Annotated in this window: 16 protein-coding genes; 4 read left to right on the top strand and 12 right to left on the bottom strand. The window is 57.4% G+C overall.

The window, feature by feature from the left end:
* Nucleotides 1–72: 72 nt before the first annotated feature.
* The 8 genes from QQ658_RS01120 to QQ658_RS01090 all read right to left on the bottom strand — a co-directional run bounded on the left by QQ658_RS01120 (nucleotide 73) and on the right by QQ658_RS01090 (nucleotide 12,415).
* Nucleotides 73–1,299: a hypothetical protein gene (locus QQ658_RS01120; protein WP_286025854.1), complete on the bottom strand. Its 1,227-nt coding sequence runs from the start codon at nucleotides 1,297–1,299 to the stop codon at nucleotides 73–75.
* A gap of 46 nt (nucleotides 1,300–1,345) precedes the next feature.
* A complete protein-coding gene (locus tag QQ658_RS01115) occupies nucleotides 1,346–2,557 on the bottom strand; it encodes a lipopolysaccharide biosynthesis protein (protein ID WP_286025853.1) in 1,212 nt (403 codons plus the stop codon).
* A 19-nt stretch (nucleotides 2,558–2,576) separates the two neighbouring features.
* On the bottom strand, nucleotides 2,577–4,820 hold the full coding sequence (locus QQ658_RS01110) for a glycosyltransferase (RefSeq protein WP_286025852.1): 2,244 nt from the start codon (nucleotides 4,818–4,820) through the stop codon (nucleotides 2,577–2,579).
* A gap of 158 nt (nucleotides 4,821–4,978) precedes the next feature.
* Nucleotides 4,979–6,253: a Vi polysaccharide biosynthesis UDP-N-acetylglucosamine C-6 dehydrogenase TviB gene (gene tviB, locus QQ658_RS01105; RefSeq protein ID WP_286025851.1), complete on the bottom strand. Its 1,275-nt coding sequence runs from the start codon at nucleotides 6,251–6,253 to the stop codon at nucleotides 4,979–4,981.
* Nucleotides 6,250–7,188: an NAD-dependent epimerase/dehydratase family protein gene (locus tag QQ658_RS01100; protein ID WP_286025850.1), complete on the bottom strand. Its 939-nt coding sequence runs from the start codon at nucleotides 7,186–7,188 to the stop codon at nucleotides 6,250–6,252. Before QQ658_RS01100 ends, tviB begins: the two co-directional genes overlap by 4 nt.
* The gene (locus QQ658_RS01095; protein ID WP_286027140.1) at nucleotides 7,188–8,405 is read right to left on the bottom strand and encodes a glycosyltransferase family 4 protein; all 1,218 of its coding nucleotides are present in this window, start codon (nucleotides 8,403–8,405) and stop codon (nucleotides 7,188–7,190) included. Before QQ658_RS01095 ends, QQ658_RS01100 begins: the two co-directional genes overlap by 1 nt.
* 40 nt (nucleotides 8,406–8,445) lie before the next feature.
* Entirely contained in the window at nucleotides 8,446–10,260 is a 1,815-nt protein-coding gene (locus QQ658_RS15315) for an NAD-dependent epimerase/dehydratase family protein (protein ID WP_353057970.1), read from the bottom strand.
* A 244-nt stretch (nucleotides 10,261–10,504) separates the two neighbouring features.
* Entirely contained in the window at nucleotides 10,505–12,415 is a 1,911-nt protein-coding gene (locus tag QQ658_RS01090; protein ID WP_286025849.1) for a polysaccharide biosynthesis protein, read from the bottom strand.
* 474 nt (nucleotides 12,416–12,889) lie between these two features.
* Between QQ658_RS01090 and QQ658_RS01085 the strand changes: the two genes are divergently transcribed.
* The 3 genes from QQ658_RS01085 to QQ658_RS01075 all read left to right on the top strand — a co-directional run bounded on the left by QQ658_RS01085 (nucleotide 12,890) and on the right by QQ658_RS01075 (nucleotide 17,658).
* Nucleotides 12,890–13,924 carry an LCP family protein gene (locus tag QQ658_RS01085; RefSeq protein WP_286025848.1) on the top strand — a complete coding sequence of 345 codons (1,035 nt, stop codon included), beginning with the start codon at nucleotides 12,890–12,892 and terminating at the stop codon, nucleotides 13,922–13,924.
* A gap of 286 nt (nucleotides 13,925–14,210) precedes the next feature.
* On the top strand, nucleotides 14,211–15,377 hold the full coding sequence (locus QQ658_RS01080) for a nucleotide sugar dehydrogenase (RefSeq protein WP_286025847.1): 1,167 nt from the start codon (nucleotides 14,211–14,213) through the stop codon (nucleotides 15,375–15,377).
* Nucleotides 15,378–15,642: 265 nt separating this feature from the next.
* Nucleotides 15,643–17,658, top strand: a complete 2,016-nt coding sequence (locus tag QQ658_RS01075) for an acyltransferase family protein (RefSeq protein ID WP_286025846.1) — start codon at nucleotides 15,643–15,645, stop codon at nucleotides 17,656–17,658.
* A 4-nt stretch (nucleotides 17,659–17,662) separates the two neighbouring features.
* Here QQ658_RS01075 and QQ658_RS01070 read toward each other — a convergent pair whose 3' ends face one another.
* Nucleotides 17,663–17,839, bottom strand: a complete 177-nt coding sequence (locus QQ658_RS01070) for a hypothetical protein (protein ID WP_286025845.1) — start codon at nucleotides 17,837–17,839, stop codon at nucleotides 17,663–17,665.
* Between the two features lie 153 nt (nucleotides 17,840–17,992).
* Here QQ658_RS01070 and QQ658_RS01065 point away from each other — a divergent pair, with 153 nt between their 5' ends.
* Nucleotides 17,993–18,604 (top strand): histidine phosphatase family protein, encoded by a 612-nt coding sequence (locus QQ658_RS01065; protein ID WP_286025844.1) that lies wholly within the window; start codon nucleotides 17,993–17,995, stop codon nucleotides 18,602–18,604.
* Nucleotides 18,605–18,609: 5 nt separating this feature from the next.
* Here QQ658_RS01065 and QQ658_RS01060 read toward each other — a convergent pair whose 3' ends face one another.
* From QQ658_RS01060 to QQ658_RS01050, 3 genes are all read right to left on the bottom strand, one after another.
* Nucleotides 18,610–19,512 carry an SMP-30/gluconolactonase/LRE family protein gene (locus QQ658_RS01060; RefSeq protein ID WP_286025843.1) on the bottom strand — a complete coding sequence of 301 codons (903 nt, stop codon included), beginning with the start codon at nucleotides 19,510–19,512 and terminating at the stop codon, nucleotides 18,610–18,612.
* Nucleotides 19,496–20,857, bottom strand: coding sequence for an MFS transporter (locus QQ658_RS01055; protein WP_286025842.1), 1,362 nt, complete (start codon nucleotides 20,855–20,857; stop codon nucleotides 19,496–19,498). Before QQ658_RS01055 ends, QQ658_RS01060 begins: the two co-directional genes overlap by 17 nt.
* A 157-nt stretch (nucleotides 20,858–21,014) precedes the next feature.
* On the bottom strand, nucleotides 21,015–21,602 hold the full coding sequence (locus tag QQ658_RS01050; protein ID WP_286025841.1) for a nitroreductase family protein: 588 nt from the start codon (nucleotides 21,600–21,602) through the stop codon (nucleotides 21,015–21,017).
* Between the last annotated feature and the right edge of the window lie 23 nt (nucleotides 21,603–21,625).

The raw sequence follows: 21,625 nt of genomic DNA, 5'->3' as shown, positions 1-21,625 counted from the left end.
CATGATCACTCAGTGAAGCGGGCTTCCCGCAGAATCATCCCCTCCGACGACCCGAGACAACAAACAGGTAGCCTATCTTCGAGAACCCTCACGTAACACGATAGTGCGTCCTTTCCTAACCGACACGGTATACATGATAAAGATAGCGAGAACGCCAACGCTGTTACCGAAGGTGTGAAAAAGTTGGTTATTCGCAGGAATGTACGCCGCAAATATCATGATTTGGCCGAGCGCGAGCAAAGCGAATGGATTGTCGAAACGCACCCCCTCCGACCAGAGCTTCTTGGACAAGACCCCCACAAATAACATCAATACTGGGACACTCCAAAAGGTCAGATCTGAAGCAATCCAAGGGAATGCCGTAGACCACACCTGAAGAGCACTCCAGCCGAAAGCCTCCTCACTTCTCCCAAGGTAGCTATGAGCGAACCAACTAGAATCAGTTGACAAAGTAGTTGAGAAACCATAAAACAAGGTGCGCCCACCCGTAGGCTCAAACGGCAGATCCAGGCAGTGAGCAAGCCCTTCATACCCGTGCGAAACGTAGAAGAGAAGACCCTTCGCTCCGGAACGGATCGTCTCACCGAAATCTGCATTGCCTCCGAATTCTCCTCGCGATCCCACGAAATACATCATCGTCGCCAGCCCCGCACCGAGTACGATCAACATAAACAGCCTTGAGCCTCCGGAAGGAACACCCGCCCTTGAGCGAACGCGATAGAGAAAGAAGGGGAATGCGCTTGCTAACAACGAACCAATATTGACCATCGCCCCAATAAGAAAACACTGACCTAGATACACAACAAGAGCAAATAAGACCAGTAATCGTATCTGTCGACTAAGTCGATTCCAGAACATGATCGCAAAGCCGACCAACATGTAACGAGAGAAGCTCAAAGAAGTGAGCAGGACACCCGCGAACGACGAAAGACCTACGCTATTAAAATCCTCATTACGTCTGCGTAACTTCACATACTCATAGGCAGCAGACGGATCTAGCAAATACTTCGTGACCGACGACCAATCGCTATAAAACGTAGCGATATTCACCAACGATATGAGGACGACAGCGACCACAGAGGCCGTCACCAACGCCTGAATTCTCCTAGTAGTGACCGAAGACACCGGATCACGCAATCTCAAAGCCAAGCGTCCGTGAGCGCCAAAGGCGAGAACCACGAAGCAAGCGGTAACATAAAACACGACTCTGACGGAAAGATCCGCGCCGTAGGACACCAGGTATGCGGCCAACGTGAAGAACAAATACATCACCACATAACGCATCGGCATGTTTGACATAGCGAAACCTACCTATCGTTGTCCCAAGCTATTACCAGCCAGTACACTAGTTCTTGCCTAACTCGTGTCGATATCTCCATATTAGGAAAACGGCGTAACTTGCGCTAGACAACACCCGGGACGCCACCAGACCCCAAATCCCGAAGGCGGGCATCAATACCACGGCAAACAGCACCTGAACGCCGCCTGCGACAAACGCGGCGTATTTCAGCTCCCGACCACGACCATGAGACAACAGAAACTGATTCAAATAGTCCCCGAACCCGTGCAACAGAAAACCAACTGCCATTACAATCGCATAAGCTGTCGTCGCCTGGTATCGACCTCCGTACACAACAGGGAATACGTATCTCATTCCTGCCGAGAAGACCACCATAACAAGGAAACTAAGTACGACAGTAAAGCGCAGGTCTGACGCAGATATTCTCCGCTGGCTAGCGCCCTCCACAAACCTAACGGTACCCATGGCGGAAGGGATCATTACCAAAGGCCCCGCAAATGACAACGCAAGCGAATAGGAGCCGAACTCAGAGGGGTCGGAAAGTGCACCTGCTACAACGACCACCGCCTCCGAAGCACCGACCGAAGCCAGCGACCCCCAGTACACGGGCAGGCCGGTCTTCCGTTGCTCCTGGAGGAGTTGGGTCAGGTGCGCGTGCCAATCGGGTAAGGGGCGGACGCGAAGTCGTACAGACGTCGCGACGTGCGTCACACAGAACGCCCCTCCGTAGATGACTAGCGCCCACAGGTATCCAATTGACTCGCTCCCCCTCCAGTACAAAGCCGCATAGCACACAAACATCGTCACAGGAGGGAGAACCGTTTGCACAGCGATATCCGCGATCCGGCCTGATCCCCGCAACATGTACTGAAAGGTGCGCTGGAGAAGGACCGTCCAGCTCAGTGCTGCAACCGCCAGCAGGACTGGCTCAGAACGATCAAAAAAGGAACCGATCACGAAGTAAGCGCCAATCAGTCCTATCGACACCAGAAAGGACGCGACCAGCATCATACCCACAGTTGTCGAGTAGACGGCTGGGCGATCGGAGGGTTCACACGCTACCAGTATCCTTGATGCTGAATAGAAGGCCCCGAAGTTCGCAACGGACGCAACCATGTTCAGGACAGCGAGAACATATCTGTATGTGCCGAACGCATCTTCGGAAAGTAGCCCCGCCAGTACGAGGCTGTTTCCGAGCCCGAAGCCCAGAGCTGCGTAATTCGCAACCGAGATCAGGAGATACTTTCGCGAAGCCAATGAATTGCCTTTCCGCAAGCTATCTTTTTAGCATCGAATCATACAAGCTCGCTAGCTGCTCATATATCACGCTCTGGGAAAATTTCTCGAAAATGATCGCCTTGCTTTCCTGCGAAAACCTTGATCTCAATTCAGGCTCACTAACCAGGACATTAATCCGTTCCGCCATCGCCAGATGGTCGTCAACATCAATTAGGAAGCCGTTTCGTCCATCTTCGACTACTTCGACATTACCTCCCACTCGAGTGGCTACTATCGGCAGCCCCACTGACATAGCTTCAAGCAGCGCATTTGATAGGTTCTCGTGCAAGGTAGCAAAGAGAAACAGGTCGCTACCTGCTGCGACCTGCACCGCGTCGGCCCTCTTGCCCAACAAGAATAGCTTCCCTGAGTCGATTAAATCGTGATGGCGATCGCAAATGATATCGTAGTACGGCCCGTCCCCGACAAATACTACCCTAATCCTCGGATTCGTCAGTAGCGGTATCGCCCGCAGGATTGTCTCTATTCCCTTATCTCTCACCATTCTGCCGCTTACGACAACAAGAAAGTCCCGATCTTCCAAATGTAATTCAGACCTCAAGCGCTCACGGGCAGCCATCTCCGAGAAGTCAATTTGTGGAGCTGCATTATGGATCACTCCCGCGAATTTGGCTCGATAGCGTTCGACAATTTTCCTGTCAGCTGCATCTGCGCAGACTGTATAGAACCTCGTACACAGAGCCAGGGTAATCGGCTCAACTACCCTATTAAATATGAATCGCTTAGCCCGCCCAAGCCCAACTTGATCGCCGGAGTAGCCGCGGATCGTGATAAGCACCGTACGACAACCCGCGAGACGCGCAGCAACAGCCGCATGGAAAGCCGCACCCTGAAGCCCCGAAAGGTGTACGAGGTCCGGGTCAATCTCTTTAAACTGAGTAACAAGATCTCTTATTAGGGCGACATTTATCTTCGAATTAGCGTGAAAACGCTGGACCGCGAAACGGAAATCGTATCGATCCTTGAGAAACGATTCAGATATTCTACGGTTTGCGGTGTTTGGCCCGCTCACCTGATTCGGCATGATGATATGTAGTGCGACACGTGCACGCCTTTCGGTCCTGTGCGTCTCCTTCTGAGGACGCCACCGATGCATCGAAAGACTATCGAAGAACTTTTCAAACTGCGGGAGATAATTCCTATAGTCGAAAAGGCGCGTATCGACCGTCACGGAGTCATGAGACGTGATGAGGTGCTCTAATTCCGTCCCGAGAGAATCCTGATTGACTACTACACCGTTCCTGCCGCGGCTAAGCAGCGGACTAATATCGGGATGCGCTGTAGCAATGACGGCAGTTCCGCATGTTATGCTTTCTACACATTTGGTCGGAAACCCCGCTTCTGTCACTCGATTAGAATCTCGAATTACGAGGCTAAAGTTCGCGGACTTCACCGCATCCAACGCCTCAGCGTGAGAAACTTTACCCCAGAAGCTAATGACTGCCGGATCATAATTGGACTCTTTTTCACCGTAAATCGTCCTGAATTCATCTTCGTCTATTCCGATGATATTCAACCGGATCGGATAATCTTCGGACAAGTCGCTCACGGCCGCAACAATAGCGTCGAGTCGTTCTTTCTCTGCACTGGGCGATCCGGCATAAACCAACGTTTTAACGCCCGCGTTTCGCGAACGCTTACGATTCCATTTCTCGTCTCGGATATCGACTAATGGAGGAACACGAAGGACATTTTTTCCGTGATAGTAATTTTCAAGATACGAGCTCACGACCAGGAGACCGTCGATACATTTATGCGCAAAACGCATTCTAACGGCTGTATCGAATCCCTTCACTATCTTGTATACGATAGATTTGTTCCGCGTGCCATACCACTCCGTAACATCGGCGACACACGTCGCACCGACCTTGTGGCAGTAGCGACGCATTCGCAGCATTGCAATAGATGGAAAGTTATACAGTACTACATGTCGAACATTTGTATAGTTCCGGAATACCTTGGCTATCCCGGAAATACCCAATAAGGAGGCTGCTGCGCCTACTGGTGTAGCTGCCGTCGCCACCTCCCAGCATTCGAATCCGAAATGCTCGGCCATACGAGTGGTCTCGTCTTTACTGGATGAGTTGCGCAGCGTCTGGACGAGGACAACCTTGTATCCTAGTTCTCGTAGTGCTTTCGCGTTATTTATAACGCGATGAGCTGCGGCATTACAATCAGGCAGTTTAAATGCACCAACATACAGTATGGTCTCGGCTTCCATGCAAACTTTCCTTCTAGCGTCCGGAGTGCCACAGGAACCTGGTTGCCCACGTTGTGGTGCTCTTATCGAGTGTATGCAGCCTCAGTCCGCGCCGCATGGGTATGCCGTGACCACTCTCCAAGTCACAGTTCGTTATGTCTTCTCGCATGGCACTCAACTCATAGCCGTGCATCAGATTCGCTGGCGCTTAAAGCATGCTTCAGATCGTATAGAACTTGTCTGTCCTCACGTCCGTATGCGCGGAGTGCCTTGCCGCCCGCGCTGGCAAATTGCTTATGCGCAACCGCGAGCACGATTGCATCGTAAGCGCCTCGCTCTGGCGATTCGATGAGAGAGACGCCGTACTCGTTTGCCGCTTCCCTTGGGTCAGCCCAGGGGTCATAGACATCGACGCAGACGCCATATTCTTCGAGTTCCCGAATGATGTCGATTACACGAGAATTACGCAGATCCGGCGTATTCTCCTTAAATGTCAAACCCAAAATCAGCGCCTTAGCCCCCCGGACCGGGATTCCTTGCTTCACCATCTGTTTGATTAGTTGTGATACAACATATGTTCCCATCGAGTCATTCAGCCGACGGCCAGCGAGAATGATCTCTGGGTGGTAACCAGCCTCCTGCGCCTTATACGTTAAATAGTAGGGGTCAACACCAATGCAATGTCCTCCTACCAATCCCGGACGGAACGGAAGGAAGTTCCACTTTGAACCGGCTGCTTGGAGTACGTCCTCGGTGTCTATATCCAGGCGGTTGAATAATATCGCCAACTCATTCATGAGGGCGATATTGACGTCCCGCTGTGTGTTCTCGATAACTTTGGCCGCCTCAGCAACCTTGATGGATGGGGCACGATGTGTGCCAACTCGGACGATCGAGCGATAGAGCGCATCAACGAGTTCAGAAGTCTCCGGAGTCGATCCCGACGTTATTTTTACAATGTTGTACACTCGGTGCTCCTTGTCACCGGGATTAATTCGCTCCGGGCTATAACCGACAAAGAAATCCTGATTGAATTTTAGCCCACTCGTCCGCTCAAGGACTGGGACACATCTCTCCTCAGTCGCTCCCGGGTAGACAGTCGACTCATAGACAACAATGTCACCCGCTACAAGATGGCGACCGATAGTCTCCGTCGCAGAAAGAACGGGATTAAGATCTGGTTGCTTATGATCATCAATAGGCGTTGGGGTCGTCACGATATAAAAGTTTGCGTCATCAAGGGCAGCTTCATCGACGGTGAAATGAACGTCAACGAAGCCCAGCTCATCATCGTCAATCTCGAGCGTGCGATCGTGACCAGAACACAACTCTTCGATTCGCTGAGGATTGATGTCGAATCCGATGACCGGTCTTTGCTTGCCAAATTCCACTGCGAGCGGCAACCCAACATAGCCTAAGCCGACAACGGCCACCTGAACGTCTTCGAGCTTCATGCTTGGTCCGCCTCCTGCTTGAACCAGGCGATGGTCGCCGCAAGACCGTCATGAAGACCAACCGGTTTTACGGCCGGAAAGAGCTCCTTGACACGCGAGTTATCAGCTTGCGATGCGCGAACGTCGCCGGTGCGCGGTTCAGTGTGCTGGCGCGCGACAGAGTGCCCAAGCTGATCTTCGATCTCAGTTAGCAGCGCGGTCAAGGTGGTGTTCGTGCCATAAGCGAGATTGACTGGGTCTTGTGAATGGATCTGGAGTCGCACGGCCTCATGAATCACGGAACAGACAGTATCGACATAGGTGAAGTCTCGTGACTGCTCACCATCACCGTGTACCTGCGCTGGCCGATCATTGAGCGCGGCATCCAAGAACTTGGGAATTACTGCCGCGTAGGGGTGATTAGCTGGCTGGAGCGGGCCATACACGTTGAAGAAGCGGAACGCCAGTGTCTTCAGCCCGTACGAGAACTGATAAGCCAACGCATAGCCCTCAGTGGCCTGCTTACTGACCGCGTACGGGCTCATGGGACGAGTCCAGTCATACTCGCTCTTTGGCAATTTGGGATTCGACCCGTAGACCGAGCTTGAGGAAGCAACCACAACATGGTCGACACCAACTTCACGTGCAGCCTCAAGCACGTTCAAAGTGCCTGTTGTGTTGGCCTCGTGGGATGCCCGGGGGTTCGCAATTGACCGCGGCACACTGGGGATTGCGCCGAGGTGAACGATGGAATCCATCCCTCGGGCTGCTTCCTTGACGGCCTCATAGTCAAGGATGCTTCCTTCGACGAAGTCTGCTGCTACCCCTTGCAGATTTTCTCGGCGGCCGGTGCTCAGGTCATCCAAGACCCGAACTGAGCAGTCGCCCTGCTCGCCCAGGTATCGAACAAGGTTCGAACCTATAAACCCCGCGCCTCCGGTGATTAATACCTTCACTATGTTTCCTTCTGACTATTTTTCTGTACAAACCTAGATGTGGAATGAAGATCACTTGATCCATAGTCATTACTCAAGATCGCGAGCAAACCTGTCCATATTCGCGTGGGACTAAAATCTCTTACAGCGCGCTCATAACCGTTGTTCCCCATTGTTCGAGCTCTATTCGGATCGTCCGCTACGGCTCGCAGAGTTCGCAGAAGACCCCCGTCATCATCGATTTCAACTAGCAGCCCTGTCTCACCATCCACCACAGCATCTACAGTTCCGGTGGCACGTGTCGCCACGACAGGTATCCGCATCACGCCCGCTTCAAGTACGACATTTGGGAAACCCTCGCGTCTAGTGGGAAGGCAAAGAACATCCATCTTGGCCATGTATCCCGAGACATTGTTCACCCGACCCGTCACGTGTAAGCGGCTGCCGAGGGCCGACAATCGGGCGCTGAGCTCAGCATCTTCTGTCGCTCCTACAACGAGCAGCTTGAAGTTCTTAGGTAAAGCCGGGCTCTGAAATACTCGGATCAACATGTCGATCCCTTTGTCAGGTGCTATACGACCAACGAACCCGACTACGAAATCGCTATTCGAGAAGCCAAGGCATTCTCGAGTGACAAATTCGGCATCTGCAATTGCAGATACCTCTAGACGCGCGGCGTCTACCCCGTTACTGCTCCCAGCACCAATAACCCATCCTTTATCGTTCGCGCTGAGTCCGAGATCTGCGGCCGCCAACGCCAAGGACGGGCTCACAAAAATGACATCCGTTGCACAGGCTATGGTGATACGTTCCATTACCCAAAGCAACCGCGCCATGGCTCCTTGCGAACCTTCTAATCTCAGTCCCCGCATAACATAGATCCGTTTAGGAACTCGCAGCAGAAACGCGGCGATCGATCCCAGAAGACCAGCTTTAGGAGTACTGACATTCACAGCGTCTGGTCTTACTCTCCATATCAGTCGGAGCCAGTGAAACAGCGCTAAAACATCGGATAGAGGTGCTACCGGCCTCGACATCCGCAACGGACAAAGAATGGCGCCCTCGGACTTCGCCGCGAGGATAGCCTGAGAATCTGGGGTCGTAGCGAGAGAACACGACCACCCTTGCGATTGCAGCCAACGCAACTGCCCTTTGAGAAGGGTGTATGCACTGGTTCCTACGGTTACGCCGTAAATAATGTGCTTTTTAGCAGCAGCGTTTACCGAAGCCTGCTTCATCATCTCCCGCATCTACTTTTTCTCAATTGCTGTCGTCGGCTCATAGCCGGACACCTCCTCCGGCCAAGACATCCCGTATAGATGTCAAGCCTGTCTCGCGTAATCCCTCAGGGCCACAATCTGCCTGACCTTGCCCGAACCACATAAGCTCCACTCGCCTAACGAGACCGGCCAGCACCGGAAATAGTTTTCCGGCTGCCATTCCTATCAGAATCGCCGCTCTACACATCGCTGCAGGAAGGACAATGGGTTCGCGACCACTTGCAGCCTTAAGAACATCACCGACAGTCAGGTGCTCCCAAGGCTGCAGCAAGATCGCAGGAAGAGGATCACTGTAGGTCCCAACTCGTCGTACAAAAGTTGTGAGGCCATCAAGACTGCTGACAACTGTGGGCTGGGTTCCTGGCGCCGCGACGCTAGCTAGCGGCGAACGAGCAATACGCCTCAGAGACTCAGTCGTCCGCCGCCCTTGACCCTGCACGGATGTCGCTCGGATTACGACGAAGTCGGAGCCGCTATCCGCTGCTTGCGTTGCGAGTAGGAACGCCCGCTCTCCGAGGGCTTTAGATCGCGAATATGGCGAGAAAGGAGAGACATCTACAGAGTCATCAAGCATCGGCCTATCGCCTTGCACAGCGGCCGAACTCAGATGGATCAGCCTCTGAGCTCCCGCCTTGTCAGTGGCGATAGCGATAACGGCGGGAAGCAAGGAGTTCGCGCCGTAAAGACTCGCGGACGCTTCCGCATCTGGGCTTGCCATTCCTGCAGCGTTGATGACAACATCTGCGCCTGCTAATTGCGCAGCAAGCATATCCACTTCAGATAGTGACGCTGCGATATCCACGACTGACTGACCGTCGTAAGTGTCGGGGTCAAGCTCCACCCGAGGTGCGCTCACCTTAATCACACCAAGCCCCTGTGCTTCAAGGTCTCTTACTAGAGCGCTACCTATAAAGCCAGTGGCTCCGACCACTACCCAGCACGTCGGAGACCATCCCAACCGCGCCGGATTAGGGCTTGGTTTTGAGATCGGGGAGAGATGACTGGTCACTCTGTCAGGAGAGATCCTATTTCCTCGCCACCTTGCACTAGATAAATAGCATAGAGCGACCACTATGATCGCGAGCACGCTCGTCCAGACCAAGAATGGCCGCCATTCGCTCAAGAGACCTAACGCGCTCGTTGCCAACGTAAATGCGGACACCAAAAGAGCAACAGTGACGTGAGACAAGCCAGTACTGGTAAGCCGCTGGAAAACGTGACTCCGGTGGGCCTTGAAGATCGGCTCGCCTCGGAGGGTCCGCCGAACAAGAACAGAAACAGTGTCCGCCCAGTAAATCGTCAATGGCGCAAGAGCAGCAATCGGATGGACTCCCTCAATGATCGCCGCTGTTGCGATCGTTGCTACAAGTCCACCCAGAAGATAGCTTCCGACATCTCCCAAGAACATTCCGGATGAAACTAAGTTCCAGGGCAGAAATGCTATAAAAGCCATCCCGAGAATTAGCCCTAGGCTCGCCAACCAAGTCAACCCGGTTACGAGGCCGAGTGCGCAGAATGCGAACCCCACGACAAGCCCCTGCAAGCTCGAGATGCCGTTAACGCCATCCATAAAGTTCGCGAAATTGACGTTTGCAGCAAAGAAGAGAGCAGCGAGGGGAAGCCACGCCAGGTTGACACCAGCGTTCAGCAATAACAGTCCCGAACTCAGCGCTCCAATCACCAATTGGAGCGCTGCTCTGATCGAGACAGGGACGCCTCGTATGTCCTCGATCAATCCTAGAATGCTCACCGCTGCGGCCGCGAACACTACCACCACAACTAAGAAGGATGATCCCGAATCTGGCGCCAACATAATTAGCAATATGCCGCCTATTAGGACGCCCAGCAGGGGCGCTACACCCCCGCCTCGCAGAGTGGGACGTGAATGCAAGGAGCGTTCATTAGGCACATCAAAAACAGCCAACTTCCGCAAAACAGGAACAACCGCGAACGGTAACAGCAGGCTAACGACCAGCGCTGTCAACGATGGAAAGACTACGTCGCGCATCAACGAACCCCGCATGGATTCGCACGCAATGGAAAGTTGATATGTTTCGTCATGCGTGCGTCACGCGCTTCTTTTCAACGCTTGCACTTTCAACTCCCGTTTCGTTCATGACGGGCAGATAATCAGCCGGTTCCAGCAGACGCTCCGGGTCGAGCGGGGGAACGGAGACGTGGCTGATCAGCGGGTGCTCGCTGGCACTACCTTCTTCGACGTGGCTGAACAGCACCTCATTCAGCTTCTCGCCATGCCGCAGCCCGGTATAGCGAATGTCAATGTCCTTGCCCGACTCGGCGATCAACCGCTTCGCGACATCGACGATCTTCACCGGCTCGCCCATATCGAGCACCATCACATCGCCGGCGGTGCCGATGGCGCCTGCCTGCAGCACCAGCTGGCAGGCCTCCGGAATGGTCATGAAGAAACGAGTGACGTCGGGGTGCGTGACGGTGAGCGCCTCACCCCGCTCGATCTGAGCCTTGAATGTGTACAGCACCGATCCGCGCGAGCCGAGAACGTTGCCGAACCGCACCGACACATAGGGCATCTGAAATGCGTCGGCAAACCAAGCGGTCAACTGCTCGGCGAGCCGTTTCGTCTGCCCCAGCACGCTGGATGCGTCCGCCGCCTTGTCGGTGGAGATATTGACGTAACGCTGCACGCCGGTCTCATGCGCGCAGCGCAGCACATTGAGGCTGCCGAGCACGTTGGTCTTCCATCCTTCAAGCGGAAAACGCTCCAGCATCGGAAGGTGCTTGAGCGCCGCAGCATGGAAGACCACATCGGGGCGGTGTTTGCGGAACACCTCGCTCAATGCCTCGTAGTCGCGAATGTCGCACAACACCATATCGTCGGTGTCGAGCAATCCGCTGCCATAAAGACTGAGCTGCACGCCATGCAACTCTGATTCGTCCCGGTCGAGCAGAATCAGTTTGCTCGGCCCGAGCTTGAAAACCTGACGAGCCAATTCAGAACCGATGGAGCCGCCGGCACCGGTAACCAAGACAACCTTGCCGTTGATATAGCCGGCCACCTGACTGAGATCAGTTTCGATCGGTCTGCGCCCCAACAGGTCGGTGACATTGAACGGACGCAGACTGCCCAGCGACACGCGTCCACCGATGATCTCCTTCACCGGGGGCAGCACGATCAGCTTGACCTGTGCGGCGTCACAAGCCTCTGACACGCTCTGGAGTAGTTGCTGGCTGGCATCGGTGACCGCGAGAATCACCGCGTCGGCCTTCAGTGCCTCCACTCGGGAGACGAGGTCGGCTCCGGTGCCCACCACGCGATGGCCCTCGACCCGCAGATAGCGTTTATTCGGGTCGTCGTCGAGCACACCCGCGATCACGTACGGAGGTTTGGGAGATAACCGCAGCAGCTTTGCTACTTGATGACCTGCGTCTCCGGCACCGTAAAGCAACACCCGGACAGCGGAATGCGAATCCTGCTGGCGACACAGCTGAGCTGCGGCCCGCACCAGCCATCGTCCCGTGGCCATAATCATCAGCGCCAGTCCTGGAACCGTGAGCACCATGCTCCTGGGGAATTCGGGCACCACGAGACTGAACGCGACACCCAGCGGAATACTCGCGCCGAACACCAACGCACCGATCGTGGTGGCCTCCATAAAGCTGCCGACCCGGTTGCGTCCGAGATAGATGTGACTGGTCAGGCCGCCGACGATCTGAAGAGCGATCACTATGACCACGTAGATGGCGACGCTGAGCCACTGCTCGCTGTTCAGATCCAAATCGAACCGGACAAGGCTAAATGTCACTGCGGCGATTACCCAGGCCAGGCAATCCCAGGCCACCAATACGAGACGCTTGTATGAGGCGGGCAAGGAGCGTACCCATAAGATCGGGCGCAGCAGCACAGGCATAGATGAAGCATCATCAGACTCCACGACGGGCACAACGTCTTCTGGTGCGGTGCCTCGTCCGGCTTCTTGGGGTGGCATCCCTTACCTCTTTTGCGAAGTTTTGGCGTCAGGTTCCTGGTCTTCCGCGCCCCGCAACAAGGCCAGCTTGAACTCCAACGCTTACCCGCGATCGTTACGGGCCTGCTCAGGCTAACCCCATTCACAGGTTGTAATCCAGCCCGTCCATCACGTAGCCATTGAGACTTTCGATACCCGATTCGACCCTGATGATCCTTAACTCGCTGCGCTGCCGCGTACTCGTCGGGCGTTGACGAGGGCCGCGCATCCTCCGAGGCCCGAGAAAACTTCATCTATCAGCGCAAAATCTGACCGACCGGCAGCCCTGCCCCATCGTCAAGGCGCACCCACTGCCGACACCCGCACGACCTTCGGAACTTGGAAAAATTTCCCTCACCAGCACAAATATCTATCATCCGGCGGACCCGCGGGCCACGAAGGCGGCCATCAACGTAAACTGTCGAAAGTCCAATTCCCTCAGAAAGGTGCTCACCTATGACGGATGAGCCGTTGCCTCCTGATGACGAGAGCCCGGAGACCTCCGAGCCGGGTAAGTCTCCCAAGCACGAGCGCCGCCGCAACCGCCGTCTGCTCTTCGGGGTGCTCATCGTGCTGCTGGCCCTGCTGCTGGGTGGCGCGGGGATTGCGATCTATTACGGCTCGTCGACGCTGAGCGCGCTCAATGAGGTGCAGCGCGACCCGAGCATGATGCCCAGCGGTACTCGTCCGCCTTCGGTGGAGCCGTCGGGTGATGCCGAGGCGCCGATCAACATCGTCTTGATGGGCTCGGATACCCGTGGCGACGAGCAAGGACGCTCCGACGTGCTGCAACTGCTGCATATCTCTGGCGACCGGCAAAACGTCTATCTGATGAGCATCCCCCGAGACTCTTATGTCTCGATTCCCGGCCACGGGATGGCGAAGGTCAACGCGGCCTACTCGTGGGGTGGCGCACCGTTGGCTGTCGAGACGATGGAAGGAATGCTCGGCGTCCCGATGGATCACACCGCGATCATCGACTTCGAGGGCTTCGTGAAGGTGATCGACGCCGTCGGCGGAGTGACGGTCTACAACAAAGAGGCGTCGTCCACCAGCAGCTATGACTTTCCCGCGGGCGAGATCACTCTCACCGGAGATTCCGCGCTCGCCTATGTGCGCGAACGCTACGACCTTTCCGGCGGCGACTTCAGCCGGGCCGAGCGGCAACGCGACGTCATCAAGGCGGTCTTGTCGAAGCTGACCTCCACCGGCGTGCTGACCGATCCAGGAAAGTTCAAAGAGGCGATCGGTGTGCTCGGCACCAACTTCACCGTCGACTCCGGGCTGACGAACGACGCGATTTTCGATCTCGGCTGGAGCATGCGAGACATCAGGGGGGACGACATCAACTCGTTCCAGCTGCCCACCTCCGGGGTGTCCACCACCGAAGACGGCCAATCGATCGTGCTGGTCGATGGCGACAAACTCCTCGAACTACAGAAGGCGCTGCGCGGCGACGAGATGGCAACGTTCTACGAATCGCTCGGGTGAGAGGCTACTTCCCAAGCGCGATCCTGCAGGGCTAACCGCTCGCATTACCGCCCAACGAAGAGGCGAGGTGACTCTCCTGGGTATACGGATTTGGTTACGTACGCTTATCTTTATATTTCGTTATACCTCGATGAGGTATAACGACGAACCAAGCATGCCGATGAGGCGCTCTAGGCGGTCGACCGACGCCTGCCAACGAAGTCAAGTAGGCTTACGAACCGAGTTCATGCTTGCCCGCAAATGAGGCGTACGGCGAGTTGAGATCGTCCCCGTTAAGGAGTCATCAGTGAAGATCGTCGTCGTCGGCACTGGCTATGTCGGGCTTTCCAACGCTGTTATCTTGGCCCAACACCATGACGTGGTGGCCGTCGACATCGATGCGGCGAAGGTCGATCTGATCAATGCCCGCACCTCGCCGATCGAGGACGCCGAACTCGAGGACTATCTCGCTCATGCGTCCTTGTCACTGAGCGCGACCACCGACGCAGCACCCGCCTATCGGGACGCACAGTTTATCGTGGTCGCCACCCCCACCGACTACGACCCCGACAAGAACTTCTTCAACACCTCGTCGGTCGAATCCACGATCTCGGACGCGCTCGCGGTCAACCCCGAGGTGACCATCGTCGTGAAATCGACGGTGCCGGTGGGCTTCACCGCCCGGATGCGCGAAGAGCACGCCGGGGCGTCCATCATCTTCTCGCCGGAGTTCTTACGCGAAGGGCACGCGCTCTACGACAATCTGCATCCTTCACGCATCGTGGTGGGCGACCGCACAGAGGCCGGGCAGGCCTTCGCCGACCTGCTGCTCGAGGGCAGCGTCGAGCACAACGCGTCCGTGCTGCTGACCGACCCGACCGAAGCCGAGGCGATCAAGCTTTTCTCGAACACCTACCTGGCGCTGCGGGTGGCGTACTTCAACGAGCTCGACACCTATGCCGCCACCCGCGGCTTGAATTCTGCGCAGATCATCGAGGGCGTCGGGCTCGACCCCCGGATCGGCTCGCACTACAACAATCCCTCGTTCGGCTACGGCGGATACTGCCTACCCAAAGACACCAAGCAGTTGCTCGCCAACTACTCGGAGGTGCCGCAAAACCTGATCGCGGCGGTGGTGGACGCCAACCGCACCCGCAAGGACTTCATCGCGGACGACATTCTGCGCCGAAAGCCGTCGGTGGTGGGCATCTACCGGCTGACCATGAAGAGCGGCTCCGACAACTTCCGGGCGTCCTCGGTGCAAGGTGTGATGAAGCGCGTCAAGGCCAAGGGCGTGCCGGTCATCGTCTACGAGCCCTACCTCGACACCGACGAGTTCTTCCACTCCGAAGTGGTGCGCGACCTCGACGAGTTCAAGCGGCGCTCCGACGTGATCGTCTCGAACCGCGTGGTCGACGAACTGCGCGACGTCGAAGACAAGATCTACACCCGCGACATCTACCAGCGCGACTGAGCGCACTCTCTATTCAGAGTCCCTGCCTACTTACCACTTAACTTCCCACTTACTTATCACCCTGGGAAGCTATGTGGTAAGTAGGTGGGAAGCTGCTCCGAGCCACGGCCAAAACTGACAGCGGACGCCACCGTCAACTAGTGTCGTGAATCAACCAGTGCCGCCCCGCACCCGGGCGCGCAGATTGCGTCCGCCGCATACCTCGATCCAGGACGGACGCAACAAAGTCGGCAGATCAATAGATCAAGGTTGAAGGAGCACCAGCGTGGCGAACTCGGAATCCAGGTTCCGGGGCGATATTCAAGGGCTGCGCGCCATAGCGGCGGGCGCAGTCCTGATTTATCACGCAGGTGTGCCGTTCGCCACCGGCGGCTACGTGGGTGTCGATATCTTCTTCGTCATCTCCGGTTTCTTGATCACGTCGCTGTTGCTCAGAGAACTCGACGGCACCGGCAAGGTGAGCTTCGGGCAGTTCTATGCGCGGCGGGTTCGGCGCATTCTTCCCGCATCGTTAGTCGTGCTCGTGCTCTCGGTCGTCGCCGCCATGATCTGGTATCCCCCGCTGCTGATTCCAGGGATGCGCAGGGACGCGGTGGCGACCGCGTTGTACGTGCCGAACTATCTGTTCGCCAACGACGGGACGCTGTACCTGGCCGACAAGACGCCGTCGCTTTTTCAGCACTATTGGTCGTTGGGTGTCGAGGAGCAGTTCTATCTGGCGTGGCCGCTGTTGTTGTTCCTGGGTTACAAGCTGTTCCGGCACGTCCGAGGCACGCGTCTACTGGCCGGCGCGCTCGCGGTGATCGTGGCCGCATCTTTCGTCAGCTCGCTCTGGTACACGCAGGCCTCCCAACCGTGGGCGTTCTTCTCGCTCCCGACCAGGGCGTGGGAGCTCGGCATCGGTGGACTGTCGGCCTTTTGGCTGACCTATCGTCCCAAGCCCTTGACCGGGACCCGCGCGGCCGTCGTTGGCTGGATCGGAGTGGCCGGACTCGCCGTGTCGATCTTCTTGTTCGGCGCCGAAACCACGTTTCCCGGATTCGCCGCCACCGTTCCGGTGGTCTCGACCGCGTTGGTCATCATCGCCGGGGACGCCGCGGCGCCGCGTTCACCGACCGCGATGCTGTCGACGCGTCCCATGTTGTGGCTGGGGCTGATCTCGTACTCGCTTTACCTGGTGCACTGGCCGATTCTGCGCATTCCGCAGATGGCTGCCGGGCTCGACAATCCGCTGCCGACGTGGGGGACGTTGTTGCTCGGTGCGACCTCGGTGCCGGCCGCCTATCTGATGTACCGGTTCGTCGAGAATCCCATGCGCCACGCAAGCTTTCTCACCCGCGCCAAGGCTCGCCGCTCGCTGCTCTGCGCACTGGCCGGATCGCTGGCCGCCTGCCTGCTGGCCAATGCCGCGTTCACCTATTCGGCCGGCAAGTCGCTGTACAGCAACCGGGAGGCGCCGCTCACCGTGTTGCAGTCGCCGCCGCAGTTCACCGACTACGTGCCCCGCAATCTGCAGCCCGACTTGCGTGAGGCGCAGGACGACACCGCGCTGCCCTTCCAAGACGGCTGTCATCTCGACTTCACCACCACCGAACCCGCGGACTGTGTCTACGGTGATGCGGCTGCGCCCCGGCTCGTCCTGTTCGGTGACTCACATGCGGCGCACTGGTTCCCCGCCGTGCTGAATTACGCGCAGACGCACGGCTATGCACTCGAGTTGCACACCAAGAGTTCGTGCCCGTCGGCCGAGGTGGAGGTGCTGCGCGATGGGCTGCCCTATGACGAATGCGATCAGTGGCGGGACGCGGTCGTCGAGCAGGTCAACGCCGAGCATCCCGCAGCAGTCATCTTGTCGAATTACGATTCGACCGCTGTTGATGTCGGCAATGATGGCTACGCCAGCACCTGGGAAGATGCGCTGCGAACGACAGTCGAAAACTTGGACGTCCCCTCGATCCTCATCGCGGACACCCCCGATCTGGGCACCGGACCGTCCATCTGCCTGTCCGTTCATTTGGAGGACGTCACCACCTGCTCGCTGCCGCCCGAGCAGGCATTACGGGCGTCTACCCGACGGGCCGAGCAGCAGCTGAGCACGGATCTCGGCGTCCCCTATATCGATCTGACCGACCTGATGTGCTCCGACGACCTGTGCGCCCCGATCATCGGCAACACCCTGCTGTATCTTGACTCCGACCACATGACCGCCACGTTCTCCGCCCAGCTTTCGGCGCCCCTGGCCAAAGAGTTGGACGCAGCCCTGGGCACGGTGGAGCAGTAAGAAGCTACTGATCCGGGAGCGAGTCGCCACAGCCGTCGTCATCCAGGTACCGAGCAAAGCTACCCAGGTAGACCGTGTCACCCGCAGAAGCCTGCGCCAGACCTCGTTCGAGCGACTCGCGAAGTGCCTGCTCGTCCCGGTTGAGGATCTGATCTACGTCTGGTTCGTCATTCAGGTCCATGCCTCACCTCCGAATGCCTTGCAAACCTCTATCGCACTTATTGATTACGAGTATCTCCCATGTGTGCAGCGGGCGTGAGGAGCGCATTCCCATACTCGGATATCATCGTGAGCGGTTCTTTGGGTTCCGAGACGATGGACAAGTAGGTGCAGTGTGACCCGGATCGCGTTTGTGCGGCACGGCCAAACCCCGTGGAATGCGACCGACCGCTTTCAGGGGTCGACCGATATCGAGCTCAACGATCATGGACGCGAGCAGGCTCGGGCGGCAGCCGCCTGGATTCGTGACCATCTGCCGGACGCCGAGTGGGACTTCTTGCGGTATTCGCCGTTGCACCGGGCGGCCGAGACCGGGCATGTCATCGCCGATCTGCTGGGCATTGAGCGCCGCTGGCCGTTGCCGACGCTCACCGAACGCGACTGGGCTGCGGGCGAAGGACTGACATTCGAGCAGTTGGTCGCCAAGTGGCCCACCATAGGTGAGGTCGCCGCGGTGGACGAGTTCGAAGCGCGCAACTTCATTCCGGGGGTCGAGCCAGCAGAACTCGTCGTCGCCCGCGGACGCTATGCCATCACCACCCTGGTCGATCAATTTCCGGACGCCCAAGTGGTTTGCGCCACCCACGGCACCCTGCTGCGGATGACCATGAATGACCTGTTCGGCGGCCAGATCGGTTTCATCCCGAACACCGGAGTCGTCGTCCTGGACGCCTGGCGCGACGCCGGCGAGCTGCAGGTCGAGCTGGTCAAGAAGAGCTGGAATTAAACGGCCTATCCGCGGCGCGCCCAGGTGGCGTCCGTCGTCGTGGTGCGAATGCTCAGGAATTTGTCGGTCGCGCACATGTAGAGCGTGTGACCATCATCGCCGCCCCAGGCCAGGTTCGCTACCCGCATCGGGGTGGTGATGCGTCCGATTTCGGTGCCGTCGGGTTCGAAAACTCGTACTCCATCGCCTGCCGACGACCAGATATGGCCCTCGGCATCGACCTTGATGCCGTCGGGCACCTCGTTGTCGATCTCGAAGAGCATCCGCCCCCACTTCGCCAAGCGTCCATCGATGATGTCGTAGGCGCGGACATGGCGTCCAGGCCCCTCTTCACCACCGGAATTCGATGAATCGCACACATAGAGCACCGAATCGTCCGGGGAGAATGCCAGACCGTTCGGCGCAATGATGTCGGTTACCACCGGCCAGATCTGCATGGTTTTCTCGTCGAAACGGAAGACCCAGCGGTCGCCGTACTCGCGTTCGCCCGGATGCCCCTCACCTGGTAGATCGATCCCGTAGGAAGGGTCGGTGAACCAGATGGCTCCGTCAGATGCAACGACAACGTCGTTCGGGGAGTTGAGCGATACGCCAGCGAAATGATCCACCAGCATGGTGACTTCGCCGGTGCTGGCATTACGACGCTGGATACCGCGGCGACCATGGCTGCATTCGATGATGTCACCGTTCAGATCGAGCGTGCGTCCGTTCGTGAAGTCAACATTGCCAGCGAAAACCGAAAGCGCTTGCTCCGGCTCAGACCAGGCCCTGATCGAGTTGGTGTGGATGTCGCTGAAGATGCACGCCTGCCGGTCGGCAAGCCAAACCGGGCCTTCCGTCCACGTCAGACCTTCAGCGAGCACCTTGACCTCAGCGCCGGGTTCCAGCAAATCAGAGAACTTCGTCATCAGCGGTAGCTTCCTTCCAGTTCCCATCTTCGGGAACAGTCTCGGTGATCTTCGCGAGTGGGATCAGACCAATCAAGCAAATCACGGCCAGCACGATGTAGTGCACAGTGAAGCCGAAGTGATCGATGATGGCTCCTTGCACCATTGCTGCGAACACACCGGAAACACCCAGAGCGATACCGATCATCAGGCCCATCGCGGTGCCGGCCGAGCGAGGCAGCGAATCGATCAGCAACGCATAAACGACCGGGAACGGCGCGTTGCGCACCAAGCCCCAGATGATCAGCACGATCCAGGCCATCGTCAGCGAACTGAGCGGGATGAAGCACAACATCAACACTGCCCAGCCCACCGTCAAGAACTTGAGTGCGAATTTGCGTCCGGTGTGGTCAGAGGCCCAACCCCAGCCGACCTGGCCGATCCAGCCGGTTAGTCCGGAGGCGCCAGAGACCAGCGCAGCCTCCGTCAGCGAGACGCCATGCTGGGTCAACTGCGTGGTCAAGAACGTGACAGCACCGGTCTCCGCCCACAGGAAGACGAAGATCAAGGCCATACACAAAAGTGCGTTCTTGCTCTGCAGAACTTGTTTGACTGGCCCCATGATGCTGCCGGGTGCCTTGATGGAAAGCTCGTGGGTCGGACGAGTCATCCCATGCTCGTCGATCCAGTCATAGACCTTCTGCTGATGCTTCTTGGTGCCGATTACCGCCTGAGCGATCATGATCGGGATTCCAATCAGCGGAATCACCAGGAATGCTTCGCGCCAGCCACCCACGCCCAATACCAATGCGATGAGGGCTCCTGTGGCGAATTGCCCCAGAGGAAAACCTGTGTGGTGGACGCCCACGGCGAAGCCGCGGTGTTCGCGAGGCCACCACTCACCGACCAATGCGACATTGACCGGCTCGGACCCGCCGCGACTCACGCCCATCGGGATTCGCAACAGCAAGAACGATAAGAACGCCCCTGAGAACCCGAACGTCAGTGCGCCGCCAAGGGTACCGAGCATCATGGCGATGATCCATGTCCAAGTCCGCCGGTAACCGGACCCGATACGGTCAGCGATCCATCCGAAGAAGATTGCCCCGAGAATCGTGCCACCGAAGAACACCGAGTTGATCATGCCGGCCTCGGCATTGTTCAACCCGAATTCGTCGACGATCGCCGGCAATACCGCCGGCAGGATGCCGCCATCGATCGCGGTCATCAAAATGGCCAAGGTGGTTATCAGGAGCACCCACCAGCTTGTGGCCGGAGCGTGTGGGAGTATCGATTTCTTGAGTGGCTTGCCGGTAGGCTGCCCGAACTCGTCCTGCGGTTGTGTTGAAGATGTGCTTGCGCTCACTACGGCCTCCGGGTCGGGGCCCTTGGCATCGTCACCTCGGGCGGATCCTGCGTGGTCGCCGATCACCCACGATCGACGCTTCAGCACACTAAACCTGGCCTATCAGACCGTCAAGAGGGCTCCCACCGCGTCGCGAGGCGAAAGTACTAAGCGGACCTCAGAATGAGACGAGGACGACTTGCTCGAGGGGCAGGCGTCTGCGATCGGCGAGGTCGCGCTGCGCGATCTCGGCTGGAACCGAATCCGAATCGTCGTAGGCACCGATCGCCATCACGGTGAGCGGGTTCACATCGTCCGAAAGCTCAAGGCCCTCGCGGATGACGTTGGCATCGAAACCACCCATCTGGTGCACGCGCAGGCCCAGGTACTCGGCCTGCACCGTGGCGCTCGCGGCAGCCTGACCGAGGTCATATTCGTTCCAGCGGGCCATCTTCTGGCCGCGCGCGGGAATCGTGGCGAAGACGATGAGCGCTGATGCGCGTCCGGCCCAGGCCGAATTGAATCCGGCGAGCGAGCCGGCGATCGTGTTGAATTCGGGGGTGCCACGGCGGGCAGCGATGAACGCCCACGGCTGGGTGTTACCGGCGGACGGAGCCCAACGAGCGGCTTCGACGATGCTCAGCAAGTCGTCACGGCTGATCTCATGCGAGGCGTCGAAACCGCGCGGGCTCCAGCGGTCGGCCAGGATCGGCGCGATGGGCGTGCCGGTGATGTTTCGGATCTGCGTCTCAGCAATCTGAGTCATTAGTTTTCCTTTCAACTACCGTG

The organism is Propionimicrobium sp. PCR01-08-3 (assembly GCF_030286045.1).
GTDB lineage: Bacteria > Actinomycetota > Actinomycetes > Propionibacteriales > Propionibacteriaceae > Brooklawnia.
Note: the sequence above shows the minus strand (reverse complement) of the source record. Positions and strands in the feature narration are given on the sequence as shown.

What these genes read in the sequence shown, in the direction of transcription:
- QQ658_RS01120 (WP_286025854.1), bottom strand. Translation starts at nt 1,299, where the DNA reads ATGTCAAACATGCCGATGCGTTATGTGGTGATGTATTTGTTCTTCACG.
- QQ658_RS01110 (WP_286025852.1), bottom strand. Translation starts at nt 4,820, where the DNA reads ATGGAAGCCGAGACCATACTGTATGTTGGTGCATTTAAACTGCCTGAT.
- tviB (WP_286025851.1), bottom strand. Translation starts at nt 6,253, where the DNA reads ATGAAGCTCGAAGACGTTCAGGTGGCCGTTGTCGGCTTAGGCTATGTT.
- QQ658_RS01095 (WP_286027140.1), bottom strand. Translation starts at nt 8,405, where the DNA reads ATGAAGCAGGCTTCGGTAAACGCTGCTGCTAAAAAGCACATTATTTAC.
- QQ658_RS15315 (WP_353057970.1), bottom strand. Translation starts at nt 10,260, where the DNA reads ATGTTGGCGCCAGATTCGGGATCATCCTTCTTAGTTGTGGTGGTAGTG.
- QQ658_RS01090 (WP_286025849.1), bottom strand. Translation starts at nt 12,415, where the DNA reads ATGCCACCCCAAGAAGCCGGACGAGGCACCGCACCAGAAGACGTTGTG.
- QQ658_RS01085 (WP_286025848.1), top strand. Translation starts at nt 12,890, where the DNA reads ATGACGGATGAGCCGTTGCCTCCTGATGACGAGAGCCCGGAGACCTCC.
- QQ658_RS01070 (WP_286025845.1), bottom strand. Translation starts at nt 17,839, where the DNA reads ATGGACCTGAATGACGAACCAGACGTAGATCAGATCCTCAACCGGGAC.
- QQ658_RS01060 (WP_286025843.1), bottom strand. Translation starts at nt 19,512, where the DNA reads ATGACGAAGTTCTCTGATTTGCTGGAACCCGGCGCTGAGGTCAAGGTG.
- QQ658_RS01050 (WP_286025841.1), bottom strand. Translation starts at nt 21,602, where the DNA reads ATGACTCAGATTGCTGAGACGCAGATCCGAAACATCACCGGCACGCCC.